Below are 23,476 nucleotides of genomic sequence, written 5' to 3' on the forward strand. Positions count from 1 at the left end.
CGGAGGTGGATTTCCAAGCGCTCGAAAATCTGTTTGCCCAGGTGGTCGAGGAGGCGGTTCTCTCAGCGTTCACGGCTCGGAATTCCCAGGCGCTCGAGGTTCGGTTTGCTCGGGTGGTCGAGGAGCGGGTCGCGTGGGCGGATCGGTACTTGGTTTCTCTGGCGGCCGGGTTGCGCGTTGTTCGAGGGTGCGGGTGAGTTGGGTGGGGCTTGTGCCGGCGGGCCGCCATTTCGCGTTCGTTTCCAGCCACCGGGGCGCTTTCACCTGCGGTGCCCCGTCGATCATGCGGATCTGCCAGCCCGACGTGTCGATCGTGCGATGGTGATACCAACACAACGAAACACCGTTGTTCGTATGAGTGGGCCCACCCTGGCTGTCGGGGATGACATGGTGGATCTCACTCCAGTACGCCGGTATCGTGCACCCGGGAATGATGCAGGTGCCATCCCGGAGGTTGATCGCCCGGCGTTGCTGCCGGTTGAACAACCGCTGCTCAGTCCCCAACGCCACCACCGCACCGTTCGCGCCGATCAGCACCTGTTGGGTGCCGCCGGTGCAGGCGTATTGTTTCACCGTGCGCAGCGACACCGGGATATCCAGCCCGTCGATATGACCACCACCACCACCACCACGCTGCCCACCACGCTGCCCGGCACCACCACCACCCTGCCCGGCACCACCACCGGCACCCCTCCCGGCAGCCTGCCCGGCACCCTGCCCGGCACCCCGCCCGGCGGCCCGCCCAGTCCCATGGTTGGTGTCGAGGTCTTCGGCCCGCACACTGACCACCACGGTCGGTGGCGCCCCGCCGATGGTGGGCACGTCACGGCTGCGGCTGATGACATCGATGATGGTCGCGAACACGTCGTGGCGTTGCTGCTGCCAACTGCGGTCATCCCTCTCGCACTGGTGGGCGGCGAGTTCTTCGTCGGTGAAGAACCTGGGCGCGGTGCGGGTGAGGATATAGGCGTCGAAGACGCGTTGCAGTTTCGCATACACGTCCGGCGCGAGCGCGTACCGGCCGACCATCAGGCCGTCCCGGGCGGCCCCCCGACCGAAGCCCCGTTTGGCGAGGACGCGTTCCTCGGATGGCCGGGCGCCGTCCTGATCGAGGACGCTCTGCCACACCTGACCCTGACGCCGAATCTCATCAGCCCCCTCCGGGACCGGCGTGTCGGCGCCGGCACCGGTCGCGGCCGCCACCAACTGGTGTTCGGCGCCCTGCAACGCCGAAAAACCGGCCGTGGGCAGCGCCGGCAGCAGGCAGGTCACGATCGCGGACGCCGCATCCACCCCGAGTGCCCCACCGGTCAACGCGGCCGCGACCGCCGGGAACCGGGCCGGGAGCTCGTCCCCGGTCAGGGAGGAGTGCGGGCGGAGTTGTTCGCCCACCACGATGCGGCCTGCGGCGGTGCGCCCGGAAACCCGGGTGACTCGCTCGATGAGGTCCGCCGCGTTGCGGCAGCCCTTCTGCGCGGAAAGCCCGGCGGAGCCGAGTTCGTACCGAGACCGGTGACCGATCTCGGCCGCAGCGGTCACCCGGAGGGCATCCACCAGCCGGCCGGCCTGCTCGATGGCCCCGGTGACCCGCAACAGGTCGTCACCGGACAGACCGGTGATCGAGTTGCCAGCGGTGACGGCCGCGAGCTGTTCGCGGATCGTCTCGAGCTGGCTGGTCGGGGTGTTCATGCTCTCATTCAAGCACCAGCCACCGACATTCAACCCACCAGAACCCCTGTTCAGACCGTGTTTCTGTGGATAAGTGACATCCCAGCCAAGCTGTGGAGGACAAGCCCCCTCGGCATACTGGATCGTGGCATACGAGGTGCCAGGCGATTGACCGGGTGATGGCCTGGTTGACCGTGCTATGGCCGGTAGCTGATGGAGCGCCGGGGTAATGGCATGCGGGAGTGACGCGGGAACGTGGTCACAGGGTGCAGCACAGATGCCCGCGTTGAAGTTCGCTGTACGACGACGACTGCGAAAGGTCTCGTTGACCTTGGACACGCCATCCCACCATTGGACTGCCGGCCCACATCCGCAGGTGCTATCCGCTTCGATAGCAACGCTGATTCCAGATCAGCGACGAGGGCACTGTTTCACCCACTTGGCCGAAATCCCCTCAATCACAACTCGACATCGACAGTCAAAGGGGGCACGTCGGCCAACTTGATTAGTGGGTGCCGTCCTGGCGCTTGTCCCAGCGCTCGTTCAAGCGATCCATGAACCCCGCCTGGTGGTTGGCGGCGGCGCCCGCGGTCGGGCGCGACTGGGTGGGGCTGTCGGTTGAGGAAGAACCCCGTCGCGGACTGAGTGCGATCAGAACTCCGACAAACATGACGGCGAACCCGATCACGCCGACTACCGGCAATCGGGTGATGACGCCGGCGACCAGAGCGCCGATCCCCGCAATGGCGATAAGCGCGCCAAGCGCCGCCGCCCGATAATTCGGACGGCTCAGTCCACTTGATGATGTGTTTACGAAATCGGTGTCGTTGTGATAGAGACTGCGCTCCATCTCATCGAGAAGCCGTTGCTCGTGTTCCGAAAGCGGCATCTTCATCCCCTCCGGGTCCTGCTCGTTAAACCCAATTCTAGTCCGACAGCTATGACTAGGCTAGACAAGTGGCTGACAGCACCCAATTGATCTTGCTCGTGCAATCTCGACTCGACGACTTCATTTCCGGTCGTCACTCAATTCTCTCCTCAATCAGCAGTGAACTGGCCGCGTTCACCGATATCTCCCGGCACTTTCTCAGCGGTGGGAAACGTTTTCGGGCATCCTTCTGCTTCTGGGGCTGGCGCGCGGTGCAGCCGACGCTCGGTCAGGCATCTTCAGAGCCGACCGCCGCGGTTATTTCCGTCTCCAGCGCCCTGGAAATATTCCATGCCGCCGCGCTGGTTCACGACGACATCATGGACAATTCAGATACCCGACGTGGCCTTCCGTCAGTGCACCGGCGTTTCGAAGCCATCCACCAGGAGAACGACTGGCGCGGGGACAGGCGGGCGTTTGGGACATCGTCTGCACTGCTGCTGGGCGACATGCTTCTCGGGTGGAGTGACGAGCTTCTCGACGAGGGGCTGGACCAGGCCGACGATCGTGCCTTCGCAGCCGCGGCTCGCGACCAATTCAACCTGATGCGCACCGAGGTGACCGCGGGGCAGTTTCTAGACATTCGCGAAGAACAGGCGTGGGCGAGCCAGCCCGAGGACCAACAATTGGCCAGCGCACTTCGCGTCGTCACCTACAAATCGGCCAAATACAGCGTGCAGGCGCCACTGGTGATCGGGGCATCTCTTGGTGGTGCGACCGCTCCGCAGCTTGACTCACTGCGCCGGTTCGGCCTGCCCCTCGGGATAGCGTTCCAGCTTCGCGACGATCTTCTCGGGGTTTATGGTGACCCGGCCGTGACGGGTAAACCGAGCGGCGATGATCTCCGCGAGGGCAAGCGCACCGTTTTGATCGCCCTCGCCCGCCAGGCAATGGCGGATTCGCAGCGCGCGCGGCTGGATAAACTCTTGGGAGATCCGGAACTCGGCGCGGCGGAGATCGAACAGCTTCAGGCAGATCTGACCGCTTGCGGCGCTGTCAAGAAGGTGGAGTCGATGATCACTCAGAACGTCATTGAGGCCGAAGATGCACTCGCCACCGCCGATCTGGCCCCGGATGCCCTGCTACGCCTGCGTGCGCTCACTCATTCCGCGACCCGGCGCAGCACGTAACGGCACACCGCGCCGGGGGCTGAGACGCGCCGGGCCTGTCCGCAGACCGAGGCCCGGCATTCTGCCGGTCGGCCGAGGGATCGCGCAGCGATGATCGTGGAACCCCGATCACCGTCAGGTCGAGACGATCCTCGTGCCTCTGATCCCTCCACCACCGAAAGGGACAGGGGCGAACCCGGTTCGGACCGGGCCGCCCCTGCCAGCTTTTACTTAGTGCAGGCGCTCAGGTTGAACACGTTGTTGCTCAGCGCACCGGTGCCTCCGAACAAGGTGACATGGGTGACACTCTTCCCCTTCACCACGGCCGCTGTCTGCTTCGGAATACACGTCGGCATCGACGTGAACAACGGGCCACCCTTCGCCCCGGCCAACGCGGCCCCGGCCAACGCGTCTGGGAACTGCATCCCGGTCGCCAGGAACACCTGCTTCGCACTCGGGAACGCATCCACCCCGATCAGCCTCGACGTGTCGAACCGGTCATCACCGGCGAACCGCTTCGTGGTGCCATAGGCCTTCAACCCGTCATGGATGCCGTTGCTGACCACAGCAGAACCGCCCGCCGTGAACGTGCGCTTCAGCTTCAGCATCTTCAACGTCGCCTTCGTCGGCGCATCCAACGCCTTCGCCGCACCATTGACCAGGATCACCGGCCCACCCGCCGCAGCACCGGCAGCCGAAGCCGACAACGCATCCGGGTAGTTCATCCCGGTAGCGATGTACGCGGTGTCAGCGGCCTTGAACGCGAACGCGGTCACCTTCCGAGACGTGTCGAACCGGTCCGTTCCGCCGACCCGCACCGTCTTCTTCAGCTTCTTCAAGCTGTTGAACACCGTGTTCGAGACCGCACCCGTCCCACCGACGACGACGATCTGGGCCGGATTCAACCGTTTGATCTCAGTCTCGACCGCCTTCGGCAACGCCTTCGACGGGGTCAGCAGCAACGGCCCACCCAGTTTCACCGCCGCCGCGGCAGCCGACAACGCATCCGGATAATCGGCACCGGTCGCCACAAACACCACCGGCACGTTCGGCTTCGCAGCCGGGAAGCCAGCCTTGGAGATGTTGATCGCCGTCTCGTATCGATCTTCGCCACCAATCCGGTTCACCTTCACTGGGTCCTTCGGGTTTGCCGGGGCGGCCTTCACCGTGACTGCCGCTGACGTCTTCGTGGCCGTCGTGTAGTGCTGCTTCGTGCCGGTCACCCTCACCGATACCTTCTTACCCGAATCCGCAGTCACCAGCTTGTAGGTCTTGCCGGTCGCCCCGCTGATCACAGCACCGTCACGCAACCACTGGTAGGCCAACGTCACCGGTGCCGGCGTCCACGCCGCCGTATTCGCCGTCAACGTCTGGCCGACCTGCGCCGTGCCGCTGATCGTGACATCCTTCGAGGCCACATTCCTCGCCGCGGCCTCGACCGCTCCGATGTCGATCACCCCGACAACCCGCGGGAAGCCCGTGCCACGCTGGTCAAAATCAACCGTGTTCTCTGCCTTGATCGCCTTGTCTCCGGCTTCCAGCGCAGGACTCGAGACCGTCGGCAGGTGTGTCTTCAGAGAGATCGCACCACCGTTGTGCTGCAGCGGGCCAAGAGCCGCCGACCTGCCACCGATGTTCGTGGTGGACGCATCGACCAGCCCCTGGGCGGTGCCGCTGCTGAGCTGGACCAGACTGTGCCTGACCTGTAGGTCGCTGCCGTTCGCAAAGAGATCGCCATTCGCGGAGTTACCGTTGTCCGACAGGATGGTGTGATCAATTGATCCGGACGAATGTTGGAGCCACGCGCCCGGTTGGTTCGTGGTGCCATTGTGAGCGATCGTGCTGTGGCTGATGAAGACTCCCACCTTCTTGCTGGGCGTGCCCTCTGCATAGAGACCGCTCGCCAGCCCCTGAGCCTTGTTGCCCGAAACCGTCGAGTGTCGCAGGTCCAGGCTGCTGTTCAGCCCTGGCTTCATGAAGATTCCGCCGCCGTTGTCCGCCTTGTTGCCGTATACGGACGTCCGGTCCACCATGACATGCAGCCCTTCAGGTTTGCCTGCGACTCGGATCCCTCCCGATGCAGTCGTCGTGGCTCCGTTGTCCACCACCGCCGAGCGCCGGATCTCCACGAAACCTGAGTATGCCCCGGCTGTCTCGTCGCCCCAGATCTCAAGGCCGCCGCCCTTGTTGTCCTCGATAATCGAGTCGTTGACAATAATCACCCCTGCGTCCTTCACCGACGCCTCGATGCCCGAATAAGTATTCTGATAGACGTCACTGTTCGCAAGGGTGATCTCACTGTTCCCGGCCGCGGACAAGCGAAGACCCGACACGTTGCCCTGGACGGTCACGTTGTCCAACAGCGCCTTGGGCTTTCGTGGCCCGGCGTTGCCGAGATCTACCAAGATTCCGTAGCGTGAGTCCAAGAAGTGCGAATCACTCACATTCACGGTCTTGTAGCCGGTGCTTTCCACGACGAGACCGAACGTTGGCGCGTTCCTGACGATCAGGTCTGCCACAGTCAGGTTCGTGTCCAAAGCCGCCACCGCGTATGAATTCGGATTGGTCAGGCTGAGGCCGGAGATGGCGAAGTCAATGGTGCCCCCAGCGCCCCTGGCGAAGAAGCCATTCTTTCCGGCCAAATCAATCGTCAGCTTTCCGGAACCGGGACCGACGATCGAGACGTGATTTCTTATCTCGGGCAGATTGCCGGGAAGCGACCAGACACCGGAGTTGTCGCGGTCCCTGATCGTAATCGTGACCGGCTGGGTCATCCCGTTGGCCGCGATGATGGTGGGGGCGATAGCGCCAGGAAAATCGGCGAACATCTCCGTCGCGGCGGCGGCCGGTGTGGCCGGCGCCCCGACCGACAGCAGGCCGGCGATCAGAAGCGCCGATGTTGCTGCGGCCAGGGAACGCGCGAGCGTTCGGCCGGGCGGCCCCGTACGAATAGTTGTGGACGTCATTGTTCCTACTTTCCCCAGTGTGATCCAGAATCATCGCCAAAACTGGCAGATGAGCTCGGCTCACCGTAGTGAGGGCGGCTTAAACTATTCTTAAAGCGGCCAGCCGGCGCCAGCACAGCGGCGCCAGTCCGGGCACGACTCGTCGGAGCGATTTGGCATCAACCGCATCGAAGTCCTGATCAGGCGGACATTCCGAAACAATTCCTCGTACCGCGCAACCCCTTCAGCCCCGCGGGGCTGCACGCCGCTCAGGCGAGTGCTTGCGCGATCCGGCGAACCTCGGCCTTGCGCCCGGCACGGAGGGCGTCGATCGGGCGGGCGGCCAGCGAGTCGTCGGCTTCGAGCAGCCAATGCATCGCCTCGTTGTCGCTGAATCCGGCATCCATGAGCAGGGTGAGCGTGCCGCGAAGCTCCGCCAGCACTTTGCCATCACGGATGAAATCCTCTGGCACCACCACGATGCCGTCGCGGCGCACACCCAGCAGCTCTTTGTCGTCGATGAGGGTGCGGACCTTGCTCACCGAGAGGCCGAGCAGGTCGACAAGGTCGGGGACGGTCAACCAGGTCGCGGTCGGCAGCGCAGAAGTCATGGGAATAATCGTGCCATGACTGCGACCACTTGGTAAAGCTGAGAGGCGAAGAGAAGCGAGCTCTCGCACAGAGCTCCCGCACAGAGCTCTCGCACAGAGCTCTCGCACAGATGGCTCACGGTGCATACCAGTCACTCCAGTAACATTCGTCACGCCATTAATTCCAGTAACATTCGTCACTTTGGTTGACTCTGGCCTCTATGCATGTCAGCGTATGGGGAGGAATAACGCACCAAGCCAGAGGACTATCTGAATGCCACACGCAACGGCCGCGACACCAGCGGCTCTCCCGGCCCCAGCCGCGACGACGAATTGCCGCCCAGAGTCACGCCGGTTTCCGGTGATCCGCTTCGGACACGCCGCCCGCACCTCACTCCCGTTCGTGATCGCCGGCACTCTTGCCGTGAGCGCGTCCGGGCTCTCGGCCACGCCCGCCCACGCCGTTCCGGTCGAGCGTCCGGCCATGCCGCAGCGATTCCTGAAACCGACCGCGCAACGGACGGTGCAATCGGTCGTCGTCACCTCCCAGGTAGTGGCCTCGAAGGCGGCAAAGAAGGCTGCCCCCAAGGAATACACAGTGGTCGCGGGCGACACTGTCAGCGAGATCGCCGATCGCTTCGGCCTCAAGACCCAGGCGGTCCTGGCTGCCAACGGCCTGGACTCCACATCGATCATCTTCCCGGGCCAACACCTGAAGCTTGCCGGAGGGTCGGCACCCGCGGCGAAGGCGAGTACCGCAAAGAAGTACACTGTCAAATCTGGTGACACCATGAGCGGGATAGCCGAACGCACCGGCAGCGGCCTCGCTGCACTGTTGGCGGCGAATGGTCTGGTCGCCAGCAGCCTGATCTTTCCGGGACAGGCAATCGTCGTGCCCGGCAGCCAGTCGTCCCCCGCCCCGGCTCCAGCACCCAAAGCGGCCGTTGCCCGCACCCACACGGTGGTCGCCGGTGACACGATGAGTGGCATCGCCGAGACGGCCGGGACCAGCTTGGGCGACCTGCTGGCCGCCAACTCCCTCGTTCCCACCAGCATCATCTACCCGGGTCAGAGCATTGTCGTACCGGGCGCCGATTTCACCGTGGCATCGACCGGCAAGGCCGAAGCAGCCACTGAAACGACAACGGATGAGCTGCCCGAGATCACGATGACCGACGAGCGCCGCGCCAACGCCGAGACCGTCATTCGCGTCGGACGCAACGCGGGCGTGAACGACTACGGGATCGTCATTGCCCTGGCCGCAGCGATGCAGGAGTCTGGTTTGAAGAACTTCAACCACGGCGATCGGGATTCCCTCGGCATCTTTCAGCAGCGCCCTTCCACCGGCTGGGGCACTGCCGCCCAGACGCGCGACCCGGAACGGGCCGCACGGGCATTCTTCGGTGGCGAGGGCAACCCGAACCCGGGAAGAACCCGTGGGCTGCTCGATATCCCCGGCTGGGAGAAGATGACGGTGAGCCAGGCCGCACAGGCCGTTCAGATCTCCGGCTGGCCAAACCATTACGCGAAGTGGGAAGCAGCGGCCCGAGACTGGCTCGAACAGCTCGGCTGATCTCTGAACCTCCCGGTGTTTTAGCGGGAATCACCCACTGATCCTCCTTAGACTCAGACAGTGGCATCCAACCAGACCGACCCGATGATCGGCCGTCTCATAGACGGCCGTTATCAGGTGCGCTCACGGATCGCCCGCGGTGGCATGGCGACGGTCTATCTCGCCACCGACCTGCGTCTGGAGAGACGCGTCGCCCTCAAGATCATGCACGGCCACCTCGCCGACGACTCCACCTTCAAGTCGCGCTTCGTGCAGGAGGCCCGCTCGGCGGCCAGGCTCGCCCACCCGAACGTGGTGAACGTCTTCGATCAGGGTCAAGACGCCGACATCGCCTACCTGGTGATGGAGTACCTGCCCGGAATCACCCTGCGCGACCTGCTCAAGGAGCACGGCCAGCTGACGGCCGCGCAGACCCTCGACATCATGAGCGCCGTTTTGCACGGCCTCGCGGCAGCACACAAGGCGGGCATCGTGCACCGCGACCTGAAGCCGGAGAACATTTTGTTGGCCGATGACGGCCGCATCAAGATCAGCGACTTCGGCCTTGCCCGCGCGGTCAACAACAACACCGCCACCGGCCAGGCCCTGCTCGGCACCATCGCCTACCTCTCCCCCGAACTCGTGACCCGTGGCGTGGCGGATGCCCGCAGCGACATCTACGCCCTGGGCATCGTCATGTACGAGATGCTGACCGGCGAGCAGCCGTTCAAGGGCGAACAGCCCATGCAGATCGCCTACCAGCACGCCAACGACCAGGTTCCCGCGCCGAGCGCGAAGAACCCACGCGTGCCGGTCGAGCTCGACGAACTGGTTCTCTGGGCAACCGCCCGGGATCCCGAGAAGCGACCACGAGACGCGACCGCGATGCTGGACCAGTTGATCGAGGTGGAGAACGCGGTGCTCGGATTCGGGCAACCCGGAAGCCACCAGACCCAGCCGACCGCGGTTCTCCCCCGCGGCTACGCCGTCGACCACCAGACCACCGGCCAGACCCAGCTGCTTGTGCCCGCGAAGGCTGCACCTCCCCAGGTTCTCGACAAACCGGGCCAGCTTGCGGTGCGTGCGAACCGGCGGAGACGCAAGGGCTACTGGCTGTTCAGCCTGGTGATTCTGCTGGCGGCAGTCGCCGGCGGCACCGGCTGGTACTTCGGGCAGGGTCCCGGCGGATTGGTCGAAGTGCCTGTCACCGCGGGAACCACCCCTGAGGTTGCTGCGGCAATGCTCCAGGACATCGGCCTGATCGCGCTGCACGGCACCGACACCCATCCGACCATCGCGGCCGGGATCGTGATCACCAGCAACCCGGGCCCACACACCATGCTGAAGCGCGGCAGCGATATCACCGTGATCGTCTCAGAGGGGCCGAAAGACATCGAGGTGCCGACGCTCGCCGGGCTCAGCCAGCAGGAGGCCTCCGACCTGATCGCATCGGCCGGTTTTGTGCAGGGAGAGGTGACCAACCAGTTCTCCGGCAAGGTCAAGCGCGGTGTCGTCATCCGCGCGACAGACACCGACGGCGGAGAACTTCCAGAGCTGTTCCCCGAACGCAGCACGATTGCCCTCGTCGTCTCAGACGGCGCGGTTCCGGATGTGGAAGGCGACACCCTCGATCAGGCCCAACAGCGGTTGACCGAAGTGGGCCTTGAAGTGAATGTGGCCGACAACCAGTTCAGCAACGAGGTCGACAAGGGCCGCGTCATCTCGATGAGCGTTCCCGACGGCACGGTCACCCGGGGCGCCGTGATCGACCTGGTCATCTCCAAGGGCCAAGACCTCGTCGAGGTGCCAGATGTGGTTGGGATGACCCGCGATGAGGCCTCGAAGGCTCTGGAGGACACCGGCTTCCGCTTCGCGTACGCAGACTTCTTCAAAGTCATCCCGGATGCGCTCACCAAGGTGACTTCGAGCACACCCGCCGCGGGAGAGATGGCCGTGCGGGACAAGGTCGTCACCCTGGGCATCACCGTCTCGGGCTGACGCTCTCTCTGTGATTCAGCAACCGTGCTGAGCAGCGTTCACGTCCGCGCGCAGCCGTGCCTTCAGCGCTCGCGCAGCTCCGCGGCCACCAGGAAGGCCAACTCGAGCGACTGCATGTGGTTGAGACGCGGATCACACAGTGATTCGTACCGGGTCTCCAGCGTGGCCTCCTCGATGTGTTCGGTACCGCCCAGGCACTCGGTCACATCGTCGCCGGTGAGTTCGATGTGGATGCCGCCGGGGAACGTGCCCACCTGCCGGTGCGCCTCGAAGAAACCCTTCACCTCGTCGACCACGTCATCGAAGCGTCGTGTCTTGTAACCGTTCTTCGTGGTCATGCCGTTGCCGTGCATCGGGTCAGTGACCCACAGCGGCAACGCGTCCGACGTCTTCGCGGCCTCCAACAGCGGCGGCAGCGCCTCTCGAATGCGCGAGGCACCCATGCGCGTGATGAACGTCAACCGGCCGGGTTCGCGGTCGGGGTCGAGCCGGTCGATCAACCGCAGCATGTCATCGGCGGTGGTCGTGGGGCCCAGCTTCACGCCGATCGGGTTGCGCACATTCGCCATGAATTCCACGTGTGCGCCGTCGATGTCTCTGGTGCGTTCGCCGATCCACTGGAAGTGGCTGGACAAGTTGAACGCGGTGCCGCTGGACGGGTCGATTCGGGTCAGGGGGCGCTCGTAGTCCATCAGCAGCGCCTCATGGCTGGTGTAGAACTCGGTGCGCTTCATCTCTTCGAAGTCGGCGCCGCAGGCGATCATGAACTTGATCGCACGATCGATCTCGCGAGCCAGCTGCTCATAGCGCTGGTTCGCCGGGTTCGACCGAAAGCCGTGGTTCCAGGTGTGCACCTGACGCAGGTCTGCGAAGCCGCCCTGCGTGAACGCCTGAATCATCGTCAGGGTCGATGAGGCCGTCTGGTACGCCTCGAGCAGGCGCTTCGGATCTGGGGTGCGCGCCTCTTCGGTGAACTCGAAGCTGTTGACGATATCGCCGCGGTACGCGGGAAGAGTCACATCATTTCGAGTTTCGGTGTCGCTGGAGCGCGGTTTGGCAAACTGACCCGCCATACGGCCCATCTTGATCACCGGCATCGAAGCGCCATAGGTGAGGATGACCGCCATCTGCAGCACCGTCTTCACCCGGTTTCGGATCTTCTCCGCGGTCGCATCCACAAACGTCTCGGCGCAGTCCCCTCCCTGCAGGAGGAACGCCTCACCCCGGGCAGCGGCGGCCAAGCGCGTGCGCAGGCGGTTCACCTCCGACGGGCTGACCAGGGGCGGCAGGGCCGACAACTGTGCGGATGCCTTGGATGCGGCAGCCGCGTTCGGCCAGTTCGGCTGTTGCTTGATCGCCTTGTCTCGCCACGAGTCAAGGCCCGCCAGCACTCGCTCATCGGTTTCTACAAGCAGGCCTAACGGATCTAACACGTGAGTGATCTCCCTAATCGTTTAACTGCAGCCTCGCTATAACTGCAGCCTCGTTCAACTGCAGCTTTGTGGCCCAGCGGTACGCCTGCCTCCCCTCAGCGGCGGCCTGGAGCCTGCACGCGTACACCGTTCCAGTTTATCAAGCCACGTGGGCGCGCTTCTCCTTGACGCTGGTGGCGTAGACGTCACTGTATTCCTGCTCGCTGAGGCTGGCCAGTTCGTACATGATCTCGTCGGTGATCGAACGCAGAATGAACCGATCCCCCTCCATCCCGGCAAAGCGGGAGAAGTCGAGCGGCTCGCCGATGATGATTCCGATGCGGCGGATCTTCGGCACCTTCGTGCCGATCGGCATCACCTTCTCGGTATCGATCATCGCGACCGGAACCACCGGCACGCCGGCCTCCAGGATCATGCGCGCCACCCCTGTGCGCCCGCGGTACAGCTTGCCGTCAGGGCTGCGCGTCCCCTCCGGATAGATGCCGAGCACCTGCCCGTCGGCGAGCACCCTGAGACCGGTGTTCAACGATGCCTCCGACGCCTTGCCGCCGGAACGGTCGATCGGCAGCATGCCGGTGGCGCTCAGAAACGTCTTGGTGAGCCAGCCCTTCAACCCTTTGGTGGTGAAATACTCGCTCTTGGCCAGGAAGGACACCTTGCGGTCAAGCACCAGCGGCAGGATGATCGAGTCGATGACCGACAGGTGGTTGCTCGCGAGGATCACCCCACCCGTGCGTGGGATGTTCTTCTGCCCGATGACCCACGGCCGGAAAACCCCTTTGAGCAGGGGTCCGGCGACCAGGTTCTTCATGAACCAGTAGAACAATCGACATCCTCCTCGTGGGCTCGCACCAGCTTAGCGTCGCGGGCCCCCGGGGTGACGTGTCGTCGCGTGCCCCCGGGTAGAATGGACACTGTCTTGATTCTGCCACCTGTTGAGTGTCTGACGCGCCCCGCGTGCACACTAGGGTTGAGATATATTCACATCCGGTTTCAAAGGAGTTGCCGTGCAACAGTATGAAGTTCCCGCGATCGTCCCCGCCGACCCTAATGCGAATGCCACGGATCTGCTCGTCGAGCGGGTAAAACTGGCACCGGAGGCGGCGCTGTTCGCGATCCCGTCACGGGGTGGCTGGGAGGATGTCTCTGCCGCCGAGTTCCAGCGCCAGGTGATTGCGCTTGCCAAGGGTTTCGTCGCTGCGGGCATCGAGCCCGGCGAGAAGATCGGCTTCATGTGCAAGACCCGCTACGAGTGGACCCTGATCGACTTCGCCACCTGGTTCGCGGGCGCCGTTCTGGTGCCCATCTATGAGACCTCCGCACCCGCCCAGGTGGCCTGGAACATGGTCGACTCCGGTGCGGTCTCCATCATCGTGGAGACGCCAGACCACTTCGCACGCTTTGACGAGGTTCACGCCGACCTGCCGTTGATCAGGAACGTCTGGCAGGTCGATCTGGGTGACATCGACAAGCTGGTCGCCCAGGGCGTCGATGTGACCGATGAAGAGATCGAGCGACGTCGCAACCTCGCCGTCGGCAGCGATCTGGCCACCTTGATCTACACCTCCGGCTCGACCGGCAAACCCAAGGGCTGCGTTCTCAGCCACTCGAACTTCGTTGAGCTGTGCCGCAACTCGGCCGCGGCCCTCGAAGAGGTCGTGCACCCCGGTGCGTCAACGTTGCTGTTCATCACCACCGCCCACGTGTTCGCCCGATTCATCTCGGTGCTGGCCGTGCACTCCGGGGTGAAGGTCGGGCACCAACCAGACACCAAGCAGCTTCTGCCGGCATTGGCCACGTTCAAACCGACCTTCCTGCTCGCTGTTCCTCGTGTGTTCGAGAAGGTCTACAACTCGTCTGAGCAGAAGGCGGAGGCTGGTGGCAAGGGGAAGATCTTCCGCAAGGCTGCCCAGGTGGCTGTCGACTACTCGATCGCACAGGAGAATGGCACGGTGCCGTTCGGGCTGAAGATGCAGTACCTGCTCTATGACAAGCTCGTGTATGGAAAGCTGCGCGCCGCTCTCGGTGGAAACGTCAAGTACGCGGTGTCCGGCTCGGCACCGCTCGGTCCGCGCCTCGGCCACTTCTACCACAGCCTCGGGCTGAAGATTCTCGAGGGGTACGGTCTCACCGAGACCACGGCCCCGGTCACCGTGAACCTGGCTGACAAGTTCAAGATCGACACCGTCGGCCCGCCCCTCCCCGGCAATGCTGTTCGCATCGCCGACGACGGCGAGATCGAAGTGAAGGGTGTCTGCGTCTTTGACGGCTACTGGAACAACGACGAGGAGACCGCGAAGTCGTTCAACGGTGACTGGTTCAAGACCGGCGACATCGGCCGACTCGACTCCGATGGTTTCCTGAAGATCACCGGCCGCAAGAAGGAGATGCTCGTCACCGCTGGCGGGAAGAACGTTGCTCCCGCGGCGCTGGAAGACCCGATCCGCGCCAACCTGATCATCAGCCAGGTGATCGTGGTCGGCGACGGCAAACCGTTCATCTCGGCGCTGATCACCCTGGACATGGAGATGTTGCCACTCTGGCTGTCCAACAACGGCGAGAACAAGGACATGTCATTGGCCGAGGCCGCCGCCAACCCGAAGGTGCTTGCCGAGGTGCAGCGTGCCGTCGACGTGGGCAACTCTCGGGTCTCGCGTGCTGAATCGATCCGCAAGTTCACGATTCTCACGACGGACCTCACCGAGGAGAGCGGCCACCTCACGCCGAAGATCAGCATCAAACGGCACGTGATCGTGAAGGACTTCGACAACGAGATCCAGGCGATGTACGTCGGTGCACCCGCCACCGAGGGCATCGCGCACTGACCTGGCCCGAACGTGAGCCGCCGCTAGAACCAGTCCGACTCACGGATCTGGCGCATCGCCTGGCGGCGGCTGGGTTTGTCGAGCCGGTCGATGTACAGCAGGCCGGCCAGGTGGTCCACCTCGTGCTGGAGCGCCTGGGCGAGTAGGCCGGTGCCCTCCAACTCGATGACACCACCGTCCAGGTCGGTACCCGTCACCCTGGCGAACGGATGCCTGGGCGTGGCAAACCAGAGGCCCGGCACCGAGAGACAACCTTCATCGACCAGTTCGGGCTCTCCACCCAGTTCGGTGATCTGTGGGTTCAGGATGTAACCGATGTCGCCGTCGATGTTGAAACTGAACGCGCAGAGGTTGACGCCGATCTGGGAGGCGGCAACGCCCGCCCGCCCAGGCAGGGTCACCGTGTCGACCAGATCTTCGACCAGCCGCCTGACGCGGTCATCGATTGCGGTGATCGGATCGGAGACCGTCTTGAGCACCGGGTCGCCGAAGAGCCGTATCTGCCTGACCGCCACCTCTCAGGCGCCCCGGCGGCTGGGCAGGCCCTCGACGACGAGCGACGCCAATAGACGTGCGGCGTCTCGCGTGTACTGTTTCAGATCTTTGAACGAGATGACGGATCCGGCCGCAAGCAGCGGGTCGTAGGGAATGCGCACCACTTCGCGCACGCGCGACAGGAAGTGCGACTCGATCTCCTCCAATTTGACCAGGTTCGTGCCCTGGGTTGCGGTGTTCAGCGCCACGATTGCGTTGCGCACCAGATCGCCATAACCGTTCGCCTCCAGCCAGGTCAGTGTCTCGGACGCAAGCCGGGCCTCGTCAACGCTGCCCCCTGAGACGATCACGACGGAGTCGGCTCGCTGCAGGGTGGCACGCATCACCGAGTGCACGATTCCCGTACCGCAGTCGGTGAGCACGATCGAGTAGTACCGGGTGGCCAGGTCGGCAACCACGTTGTAATCATCCTCGTCGAAGGCCTCGGACAGAAGCGGGTCAGTGTCGGAGGCGAGAATGTCCAACCGGGTCTCGTCGCGCGACACGAGCGTCGAAAAATCGGTGAAACCCTGAATACTCGACGCCTTCGTGACCACGTCGCGCACGGTCGACCTGGTCTGCTTGGAGACCCGCTCAGCCAGGGTGCCCCGGTCGGGGTTCGCGTCGATGGCAATGATGCGGTCTTCCCGCGCATCCGCCAGCGCCATCCCGAGCAGCGCGGTCACGGTTGTCTTGCCCACACCGCCCTTACGGGTGAGGATCGGCACGAACCTGGTTCCGCCCTCGAACGGTTTGTCGATCTTGGTCGTGAGTTCCTTGTAGGCGCGCACCTTGGCGGAGTCGCCCCGATTGATCGCACCGAAGGACACGGTGTACAACAGTTTCGGCCAGCGCCCCTCGGGCACGACGCGCGAGCCGCGCTTGTTCTCAAGCAGCCGGTCGGCTGTGAGCATCGTCGCCGGCTCCGGCCTCGCTGAGGCCTCCCCGCGCATTCGCCCGCGGCGTGACTGGTCATAGGCGGTATCGGCGGGTGCACCGAACGAGGCGCCGGTGTGGGCCTGCCGTGCCGGTGGATCGTACGACGGAGAATCCCCCATGGCCGCGTCAATCGCGACCGAGGTGATGATCTCTCCGGTGCTCGGCACCGACAACGGGTCGACGCGCACGTTGTCAATGGACACCGCCGCCTCGTCTTCCGGCACCGTGTGGATCTGGGCGGGCGGCAGGTCGACGCTCACCCTGGGTCTCACCGGTTCGTCGCGCTCGTCGTCGACGCCGGCCTCCGGGTCAGTGGGAAGCGAGGGGTCGTCTGACAAGCTCTGGCCGGCCTTTCTAGTGGTCACGTCAAAATCATACCGGTGGACCGTCGAACGCACGGCCCACCCGCAGTTCCGGCGCCCGGCGCCTACTCGATCAGAGCACGGCTCAAGGTGGGGCGCACGACGACCAGCAGGTCGCCGGCATCCACCTGCTGCGTCTTCGGGATGGCGAGCCGTTCGACCACTCCATCGACGGGCGTGGTGATTGCCGCCTCCATCTTCATCGCCTCGATCGAGGCGACGGTGCTGCCGGCCGTCACCGTGTCACCTTCGTCGACCTGGAGCGTGACCACACCGGAGAAGGGGGCGCCGATCGAGCCGGCCGAGTTCTGATCAGCCTTCTCGGCCTGGGCCGATTCGATGGCGAGACCGCGGTCTTGAACGTAGACCGGGCGCAACTGGCCGTTGATCACCGTCATGACGGTGCGCACGCCGCGCTCGTCGGCCTCACCGATCGCCTCCAGGCTGAGGAAGAGCTTCACTCCCTTCGCCATCTCGACTTCGTGCTCCATGCCGTTCTGCAGACCGTACAGGTAGTCGACCGTCTCCAATACCGAGAGGTCGCCGAAGGTCTCCCGCACCTCCTCGAAGGTGCGCGCCGGAGCCGGGAACAACAACCGGTTGAGCGCGGTGCGCCGCGACTCGCTGTCACCGTGCAAGGCGGCCCGCTCCGCGGCAGAGATCTCGTTCACACCGTGCTTGATGGTACGGCCGGCCAAAACCTTCGTGCGGAAGGGCTCGGGCCAACCGCCCGGAAGATCTCCCAGTTCGCCGGCCATGAAACCGACGACCGAGTCGGGCACATCGTACTTGTCGGGGTTCTCGGCAAAGTCGTCGGGGTCGGCCCGCACCGCTGCCAGATACAGGGCCAGGTCGCCGACGGCCTTCGACGACGGCGTGACCTTGGGCACACGCCCGAGGATACGATCCGCGGCCTCGTACATCTCCTCGATCAGTTCGAAGTCTTCGGCCAGCCCGAGCGCCGCCGCCTGCTGCCTGAGGTTCGACAGCTGGCCACCCGGCATCTCGTGCTGGTAGACCCGACCGGTCGGGCCGCGCAGGCCCGATTCGAACGGTCCGTAGATGTGGCGAACGGCTTCCCAGTACGGCTCCAGCTCGGTGACTTTCGCCAGCTCGAGCCCGGTGTCACGCTCGGTGTGCTCGAGCGCGGCAACCAGCGCGGAGGCAGACGGTTGGCTGGTGGTTCCGGCCATCGGTGCACTGGCCACATCCACCGCGTCGGCACCTGCCTGGCTGGCCGCGATCAACGTCGCCAACTGGCCGCCCGCGGTGTCGTGCGTGTGCACGTGGACCGGCAGGTCGAACCGCTCTCGCAGCGCCGTGACCAGGCGGGTCGCCGCGGCCGGGCGCAAGAGACCGGCCATGTCTTTGATCGCGAGCACATGGGCACCGGCCTCGACTATTTCTTCTGCCAGGTGCAGGTAGTAGTCCAGCGTGTACAGCTTCTCGGCCGGATCGTTGAGGTCGCTGGTGTAACAGAGGGCAACCTCCGCCAGCGTCGTATTCGTCTCGAGCACCGAGTCGATGGCCGGCCGCATCTGGGAGACATCGTTCAACGCATCGAAGATGCGGAAGATACCCACCCCGCTGGCGGCGGCCTCCTGCACGAAGGCGTCGGTCACCTCGGTCGGGTACGGCGTATATCCGACCGTGTTGCGGCCACGAAGCAGCATCTGGATGTTGATGTTCGGCAATGCCTCCGACAGCGCCGACAGGCGCTCCCAGGGATCCTCGCCGAGAAAACGCAGTGCCACATCGTAGGTGGCGCCACCCCACGCCTCGACCGACAAGAGTTGGGGGGTCAACCGGGCGACGTGCGGGGCGACAGCCAGCAGGTCACGGGTGCGCACCCGGGTCGCCAGAAGCGACTGGTGCGCATCGCGGAACGTGGTGTCGGTGACGGCCAGAGCGGTCTGGGCGCGTAATGCGGCAGCGAACCCGGTCGGTCCGAGCCACTCGAGCTGCTGCCTGGCACCAGCCGGCGCCGGCGCCTGCAGGTCGATGTCGGGCAGCTTCAGCGCTGGCACGTGCAGGGCAGGGCGCGAACCGTGCGGCTGGTTGACTGTGACATCCGCCAGCCAGTTCAGAATCTTCGTGCCGCGGTCTTTCGAGCGCTTGCCGTGCACCAGCTCCGGCCGTTCGTCGATGAACGACGTGCTCAGGTCTCCGTCGATGAACGACGGATCATCCACCACGGCCTGTAGGAACGAGATGTTCGTCGACACGCCTCGAATGCGGAACTCGGCCAGCGCGCGCCTCGCCTTGTTCACGGCTGCCTCGAAGTTTCGGCCGCGGCAGGTCAGCTTCACCAGCATGGAATCGAAATGCGGGCTGATCTGGGCGCCCGGATTGATGCTTCCGCCATCCAGCCGGATGCCGGACCCGCCCGGCGAACGGTACGCGGTGATGCTCCCCGTGTCGGGGCGGAAGCCGGCCGTCGGGTCTTCGGTGGTGATGCGGCACTGCAGGGCCGAGCCGTGCATCCGAATGCTGTTCTGGGTCAGACCGAGTTCTTCAAACGTGTCGCCGAACGCGATCTGCATCTGGGCCTGAACAAGGTCGATATCGGTGATCTCCTCGGTGACCGTGTGCTCGACCTGGATACGTGGGTTCATCTCGATGAACACGTGCTGGCCGGCGCGCTCCCCCACCGTGTCGACCAGAAACTCGACCGTTCCCGCGTTCACATAGCCGATCGATCGGGCGAACGCGACCGCATCCCGGTACAGTGCCTCACGCAGCTGTTCGCTGATGCCGGGCGCCGGTGCTATCTCGATGACTTTCTGGTTGCGCCGCTGCACAGAGCAGTCCCGCTCGAACAGGTGCACGGTGTCGCCGTGTGCGTCTGCGAGAACCTGAACCTCGATGTGGCGCGGCCGCAGCACGGCCTCCTCCAGGAACATCGTGGAGTCTCCGAAGGCGCTGTTCGCCTCACGCATGGCTTCTTCCAGCGCGGGGCGCAGCTTCTGGATGCTGTCTACCCGGCGCATGCCGCGCCCGCCGCCGCCGGCGACAGCTTTTGCGAACACCGGAAAGCCGATCCCCTCGGCTGCGGCAAGCAACTCGTCGATGTCGTCGCTGGCGACTGTGGAGGCCAGCACGGGAACTCCGGCCTTGGCGGCATGCTCTTTCGCGGTGACCTTGTTGCCGGCCATTTCGAGGACCGACGCCGGTGGCCCGATGAAGGCGATGTGCGCATCCGCCGCCGCCTGGGCCAGCTCGGGGTTCTCGGCGAGAAAGCCGTAGCCGGGGTAGATCGCATCGGCACCGCTGGAGATTGCCACTCGCATGATCTCGCTGACGTCGAGATATGCCCTGACGGGGTGCCCCCGCTCACCGATCTGGTACGCCTCGTCAGCCTTCAACCGGTGCAGGGAGTTGCGATCCTCGAAGGGGAAGACAGCCACCGTCTTCGCCCCCAACTCGAACGCCGCGCGAAAGGCACGAATCGCGATTTCGCCACGGTTGGCCACAAGGATCTTCTTGAACATTGAAACCCTTCGTACAGAACGCCGCATTCAGCAAACAGTTAGGTGGTCTAAGACTAGTGAAGGTAACGTAGCTTGTTGTGCACGTACTAAGCATCAGTTCGCTCAAGGGTGGGGTCGGCAAGACCACCGTCACCTTGGGCCTCGCCTCCGCCGCGTTCTCCCGCGGACTGCGCACCCTCGTCGTCGACCTCGACCCGCAGTCGGATGTGTCCACCGGGATGGACATCGACATCACCGGCAAGCTGAACATCGCCGACGTGTTGGAGTCGCCCAAAGAGAAGATCGTGCGCCAGGCAATCGCCTCCAGCGGCTGGACCAAGAACCGTGCAGGCACGGTGGACGTGCTGATCGGCAGCCCGGCCGCGATCAACTTTGACGGGCCGCACCCGAGCATCCGCGACATCTGGAAGCTGGAAGAGGCCCTCGCGAACGTCGAGCAGGAGTACGACCTGGTGCTCATCGACTGCGCGCCCAGTTTGAACGCCCTCACCCGAACCGCCTGGGCAGCCAGTGACCGGGTCGCCGTGGTGACCGAGCCGGGCTTGTTCTCTGTCGCCGCGGCAGACCGGGCCCTGCGGGCGATCGAGGAGATCCGGCGCGGGCTGAGTCCACGCCTCCAGCCCCTGGGCATCATCGTGAATCGTGCCCGGATGGCGTCGGTCGAGCACCAGTTCCGCATCAAGGAGTTGCGCGACATGTTCGGCCCGCTGGTGCTCTCGCCGCAGCTTCCCGAACGCACGTCGTTGCAACAGGCGCAGGGAGCCGCCAAGCCGCTGCACGTCTGGCCGGGTGAAAGCGCCGAGGAGATGGCCGGCAACTTCGATCAGCTGCTCGATCGCATCATGCGTACCGCCCGCATCGGCGAGTATGCAGACATGGCGGCAACAAGCGAGTGACTCTGCTCGGCTGAAGTGGGCCTACTCAGACGAGCCGAGGCGGTTCCCGCAGCACGATCTCTCCCGCAGCACGAACTTTCGCGCAGCACGATCTCTCCCGCAGCGCGATCTCCCTGTGAAGTCGATTCAGGAGGGTGAAGTCGATTCAGGAGGGTGAAGTCGATTCAGGAGGGTGAAGGCGATTCAGGAGGCGCGTGTTGCCCGACGCACCGCGAGCTCGTCCATCGGGTCGCTGGAACCTGCGTCGATCTCGACCAGCGAGTTCTCCACCTCACGCAACACCTTGCCGACGGCGATGCCGAACACACCCTGACCGCGGCTGACGAGGTCGATCACCTCGTCGTCGGAGGTGCACAGATAGACACTGGCGCCGTCGCTCATCAGAGTGGTCTGGGCCAGGTCGTGCACGCCGGATTCGCGCAGCTGGTTCACCGCGGTGCGGATCTGCTGCAACGAGATGCCCGTGTCGAGCAACCGCTTGACCAGTTTCAGAACGAGGATGTCGCGGAAGCCGTACAGCCGCTGGGATCCGGAACCGGCGGCGCCACGAACCGTGGGTTCCACCAATTCGGTGCGTGCCCAGTAATCCAATTGCCGGTATGTGATCCCGGCGGCGCGAGCGGCGACCGCACCGCGGTATCCGGCGGCGTCGTCAAGCTCAGGCATACCGTCGGTGAAGAGAAGACCAAGGTCGTAGCGAGAACTCTCGCCACGGCTGATTGCACTCATTCGTTTTGCCTCTTCACTTCAAACACGGTTGCGACGGTTACAAGCTACGCTACCCATCCCGGCGGCTCCCGTCGACGACATTCACGCAATGTGGTTCGGCGTGTCGTCTTCGACACACTCGCACCCGATCCTGCACGTTGCATTCACGGAAATTTGCCCCCGCCGCCTACGGTACCAGTCGACCGAGTGCACTGCGAATAAGACTGCTGCGCACGAGCTCAAGTTGCACCGCGATCTCCATCGCGAGTTCGGCGGCACGGGCGCGGCTGGAGGCGTCTTTTCGACGCGATACCGGCACCAGGGCACTTTCGATCAAGCCGAGTTCGCGCTCGGCCGCGGCGCGAAATCCGCGCAGGTGCCGCGGCTCGATTCCACACTTCTGTAATTCCACCAGAGCGCTGAGTACGCCGAGCACATCGTCGCCGAACACGTCAGCGGGTGCGATCAGGTTGGCGGAGATCGCGTCGCCGAGCAGCATGGGGGTCGCCTGCGCCTCTCGCACCAGTTCGGTACGACTGAACCGGCGTCCGGTGTCGAGCATGCTGCCGTTCGCTGTGCCTGGCATTGAGGGGTTTCGCCCGGCGTCAAGGTCGGCCAAATAGGCGCGGATGACCTTCAGCGGCAGGTAATGATCGCGCTGCATGGTGAGGATCATGCGCAGCCGTTCCAGGTCGGACGGAGAGAACTTGCGATAACCCGACTCGGTCCGCGCAGGCAACACCAGCCCCTGCTCTTCGAGAAACCGAAGCTTTGACGGCGTCAGGTCGGTGAACTCAGGCGTCAGCCGGGCGAGAACCTGTCCGATGCTCAACAGGCCGGTGGGCGGTGCCGCCCTGCCCTGCGCTCGTATCGAAGCCGAAGATGCCGCCATTACCCGCTCGCCTGGGACAGATCGATCCGCGAGGCGTAGAAGGTGAGTCGGAACTTACCGACCTGCACCTCCGCGCCGTCGGTGAGCAACGCGCTCTCGATCCGAACCCCGTCGAAATAGGTACCGTTCAGCGAACCGAGGTCTTTGACCTGGAACACGGTGCCGTTCCTGGTGAACTCGGCATGGCGACGCGAGACCGTCACGTCGTCAAGGAAGATGTCGGCATCGGGATGCCGGCCGACCGTTGTCAGGTCGGAATCGAGCAGAAAGCGTGCGCCGGTGTTCGGCCCGCGCCGCACGACGAGGAGCGCAGAGCCGGAGGGCAACGCTGCCACTGCATCGTTCTCCTCAGTACTGACTTCTCCAGTCAGTGCTGCCAATTTCGAACTGAAGTCGCTGCCGAAGGTCACTGTGGTGTCGGCGGACTCGTATTCACCTGAAGCGGGGTTCACCGGACCCTGTGGGTTCTTGTTGTCGAAGTCAGACATTTTGTTCGAGTCATCCTCACCTTCAAGCGATTTCGTGTTCACTGAGTCAACCACAATGCACTGCCTCGTGGCTCCCCAGCGTACCGGATTACCGCAAGTGTGGGCGAGCCAAAAGTTG

At 64.2% G+C, this 23,476-nt stretch carries 17 protein-coding genes; 5 read left to right on the forward strand and 12 right to left on the reverse strand.

Annotation, left to right across the window (positions count from 1 at the left end; all coding sequences use genetic code 11):
- Positions 1-69: 69 nt before the first annotated feature.
- Complete coding sequence (locus tag DL891_RS07020; RefSeq protein WP_111719719.1) at positions 70-1,689, reverse strand: HNH endonuclease signature motif containing protein; 1,620 nt, start codon at positions 1,687-1,689, stop codon at positions 70-72.
- 484 nt (positions 1,690-2,173) lie between these two features.
- Positions 2,174-2,563: a DUF3040 domain-containing protein gene (locus DL891_RS07025; protein ID WP_368665622.1), complete on the reverse strand. Its 390-nt coding sequence runs from the start codon at positions 2,561-2,563 to the stop codon at positions 2,174-2,176.
- Between the two features lie 62 nt (positions 2,564-2,625).
- On the opposite strand from DL891_RS07025, the gene DL891_RS07030 reads away from it, so the two are divergent.
- On the forward strand, positions 2,626-3,726 hold the full coding sequence (locus tag DL891_RS07030; RefSeq protein WP_111719720.1) for a polyprenyl synthetase family protein: 1,101 nt from the start codon (positions 2,626-2,628) through the stop codon (positions 3,724-3,726).
- Between the two features lie 206 nt (positions 3,727-3,932).
- On the opposite strand, the gene DL891_RS07035 is transcribed toward DL891_RS07030, so the two are convergent.
- Both DL891_RS07035 and DL891_RS07040 read right to left on the reverse strand, forming a co-directional pair.
- Positions 3,933-6,671 carry a cell wall-binding repeat-containing protein gene (locus DL891_RS07035; protein ID WP_111719721.1) on the reverse strand — a complete coding sequence of 913 codons (2,739 nt, stop codon included), beginning with the start codon at positions 6,669-6,671 and terminating at the stop codon, positions 3,933-3,935.
- Positions 6,672-6,919: 248 nt separating this feature from the next.
- On the reverse strand, positions 6,920-7,261 hold the full coding sequence (locus DL891_RS07040; protein WP_111719722.1) for an Rv2175c family DNA-binding protein: 342 nt from the start codon (positions 7,259-7,261) through the stop codon (positions 6,920-6,922).
- Between the two features lie 253 nt (positions 7,262-7,514).
- Between DL891_RS07040 and DL891_RS07045 the strand changes: the two genes are divergently transcribed.
- Positions 7,515-8,813, forward strand: a complete 1,299-nt coding sequence (locus DL891_RS07045) for a LysM peptidoglycan-binding domain-containing protein (protein WP_111719723.1) — start codon at positions 7,515-7,517, stop codon at positions 8,811-8,813.
- Between the two features lie 60 nt (positions 8,814-8,873).
- Positions 8,874-10,790 carry a Stk1 family PASTA domain-containing Ser/Thr kinase gene (gene pknB / locus DL891_RS07050; RefSeq protein ID WP_111719724.1) on the forward strand — a complete coding sequence of 639 codons (1,917 nt, stop codon included), beginning with the start codon at positions 8,874-8,876 and terminating at the stop codon, positions 10,788-10,790.
- Between the two features lie 62 nt (positions 10,791-10,852).
- Here the strand turns inward: pknB and DL891_RS07055 are convergent, their stop codons facing one another.
- Positions 10,853-12,181, reverse strand: coding sequence for a class II 3-deoxy-7-phosphoheptulonate synthase (locus DL891_RS07055; protein WP_111719725.1), 1,329 nt, complete (start codon positions 12,179-12,181; stop codon positions 10,853-10,855).
- 181 nt (positions 12,182-12,362) lie between these two features.
- Positions 12,363-13,049 carry a 1-acyl-sn-glycerol-3-phosphate acyltransferase gene (locus DL891_RS07060; protein ID WP_111719726.1) on the reverse strand — a complete coding sequence of 229 codons (687 nt, stop codon included), beginning with the start codon at positions 13,047-13,049 and terminating at the stop codon, positions 12,363-12,365.
- A 181-nt stretch (positions 13,050-13,230) separates the two neighbouring features.
- Here DL891_RS07060 and DL891_RS07065 point away from each other — a divergent pair, with 181 nt between their 5' ends.
- Positions 13,231-15,048 carry a long-chain fatty acid--CoA ligase gene (locus DL891_RS07065; protein ID WP_111719727.1) on the forward strand — a complete coding sequence of 606 codons (1,818 nt, stop codon included), beginning with the start codon at positions 13,231-13,233 and terminating at the stop codon, positions 15,046-15,048.
- Between the two features lie 23 nt (positions 15,049-15,071).
- Here DL891_RS07065 and def read toward each other — a convergent pair whose 3' ends face one another.
- The 3 genes from def to DL891_RS07080 form a co-directional block, all read right to left on the reverse strand.
- Positions 15,072-15,563: a peptide deformylase gene (gene def, locus DL891_RS07070; protein WP_111719728.1), complete on the reverse strand. Its 492-nt coding sequence runs from the start codon at positions 15,561-15,563 to the stop codon at positions 15,072-15,074.
- A gap of 3 nt (positions 15,564-15,566) precedes the next feature.
- Positions 15,567-16,886, reverse strand: a complete 1,320-nt coding sequence (locus DL891_RS07075; protein ID WP_198668800.1) for a MinD/ParA family protein — start codon at positions 16,884-16,886, stop codon at positions 15,567-15,569.
- 62 nt (positions 16,887-16,948) lie between these two features.
- A complete protein-coding gene (locus DL891_RS07080) occupies positions 16,949-20,374 on the reverse strand; it encodes a pyruvate carboxylase (RefSeq protein ID WP_111719730.1) in 3,426 nt (1,141 codons plus the stop codon).
- Positions 20,375-20,451: 77 nt separating this feature from the next.
- Between DL891_RS07080 and DL891_RS07085 the strand changes: the two genes are divergently transcribed.
- Positions 20,452-21,270, forward strand: coding sequence for a ParA family protein (locus tag DL891_RS07085; RefSeq protein WP_111719731.1), 819 nt, complete (start codon positions 20,452-20,454; stop codon positions 21,268-21,270).
- A 183-nt stretch (positions 21,271-21,453) separates the two neighbouring features.
- Here DL891_RS07085 and DL891_RS07090 read toward each other — a convergent pair whose 3' ends face one another.
- The 3 genes from DL891_RS07090 to DL891_RS07100 form a co-directional block, all read right to left on the reverse strand.
- Positions 21,454-21,999 carry a MerR family transcriptional regulator gene (locus DL891_RS07090; protein ID WP_111719732.1) on the reverse strand — a complete coding sequence of 182 codons (546 nt, stop codon included), beginning with the start codon at positions 21,997-21,999 and terminating at the stop codon, positions 21,454-21,456.
- 166 nt (positions 22,000-22,165) lie between these two features.
- Positions 22,166-22,870 carry a MerR family transcriptional regulator gene (locus DL891_RS07095; RefSeq protein ID WP_111719733.1) on the reverse strand — a complete coding sequence of 235 codons (705 nt, stop codon included), beginning with the start codon at positions 22,868-22,870 and terminating at the stop codon, positions 22,166-22,168.
- A complete protein-coding gene (locus tag DL891_RS07100) occupies positions 22,870-23,358 on the reverse strand; it encodes an FHA domain-containing protein (RefSeq protein WP_111719888.1) in 489 nt (162 codons plus the stop codon). Before DL891_RS07100 ends, DL891_RS07095 begins: the two co-directional genes overlap by 1 nt.
- Positions 23,359-23,476: the final 118 nt, after the last annotated feature.

The sequence above is a fragment of the Homoserinimonas sp. OAct 916 genome (assembly GCF_003260275.1).
Taxonomy (GTDB): Bacteria; Actinomycetota; Actinomycetes; order Actinomycetales; family Microbacteriaceae; genus OACT-916.

What these genes read in the sequence shown, in the direction of transcription:
- DL891_RS07035 (WP_111719721.1), bottom strand. Translation starts at nt 6,671, where the DNA reads ATGACGTCCACAACTATTCGTACGGGGCCGCCCGGCCGAACGCTCGCG.
- DL891_RS07040 (WP_111719722.1), bottom strand. Translation starts at nt 7,261, where the DNA reads ATGACTTCTGCGCTGCCGACCGCGACCTGGTTGACCGTCCCCGACCTT.
- DL891_RS07025 (WP_368665622.1), bottom strand. Translation starts at nt 2,563, where the DNA reads ATGAAGATGCCGCTTTCGGAACACGAGCAACGGCTTCTCGATGAGATG.
- DL891_RS07095 (WP_111719733.1), bottom strand. Translation starts at nt 22,870, where the DNA reads ATGGCGGCATCTTCGGCTTCGATACGAGCGCAGGGCAGGGCGGCACCG.
- DL891_RS07090 (WP_111719732.1), bottom strand. Translation starts at nt 21,999, where the DNA reads ATGAGTGCAATCAGCCGTGGCGAGAGTTCTCGCTACGACCTTGGTCTT.
- DL891_RS07080 (WP_111719730.1), bottom strand. Translation starts at nt 20,374, where the DNA reads ATGTTCAAGAAGATCCTTGTGGCCAACCGTGGCGAAATCGCGATTCGT.
- DL891_RS07100 (WP_111719888.1), bottom strand. Translation starts at nt 23,358, where the DNA reads ATGTCTGACTTCGACAACAAGAACCCACAGGGTCCGGTGAACCCCGCT.
- DL891_RS07020 (WP_111719719.1), bottom strand. Translation starts at nt 1,689, where the DNA reads ATGAACACCCCGACCAGCCAGCTCGAGACGATCCGCGAACAGCTCGCG.
- DL891_RS07045 (WP_111719723.1), top strand. Translation starts at nt 7,515, where the DNA reads ATGCCACACGCAACGGCCGCGACACCAGCGGCTCTCCCGGCCCCAGCC.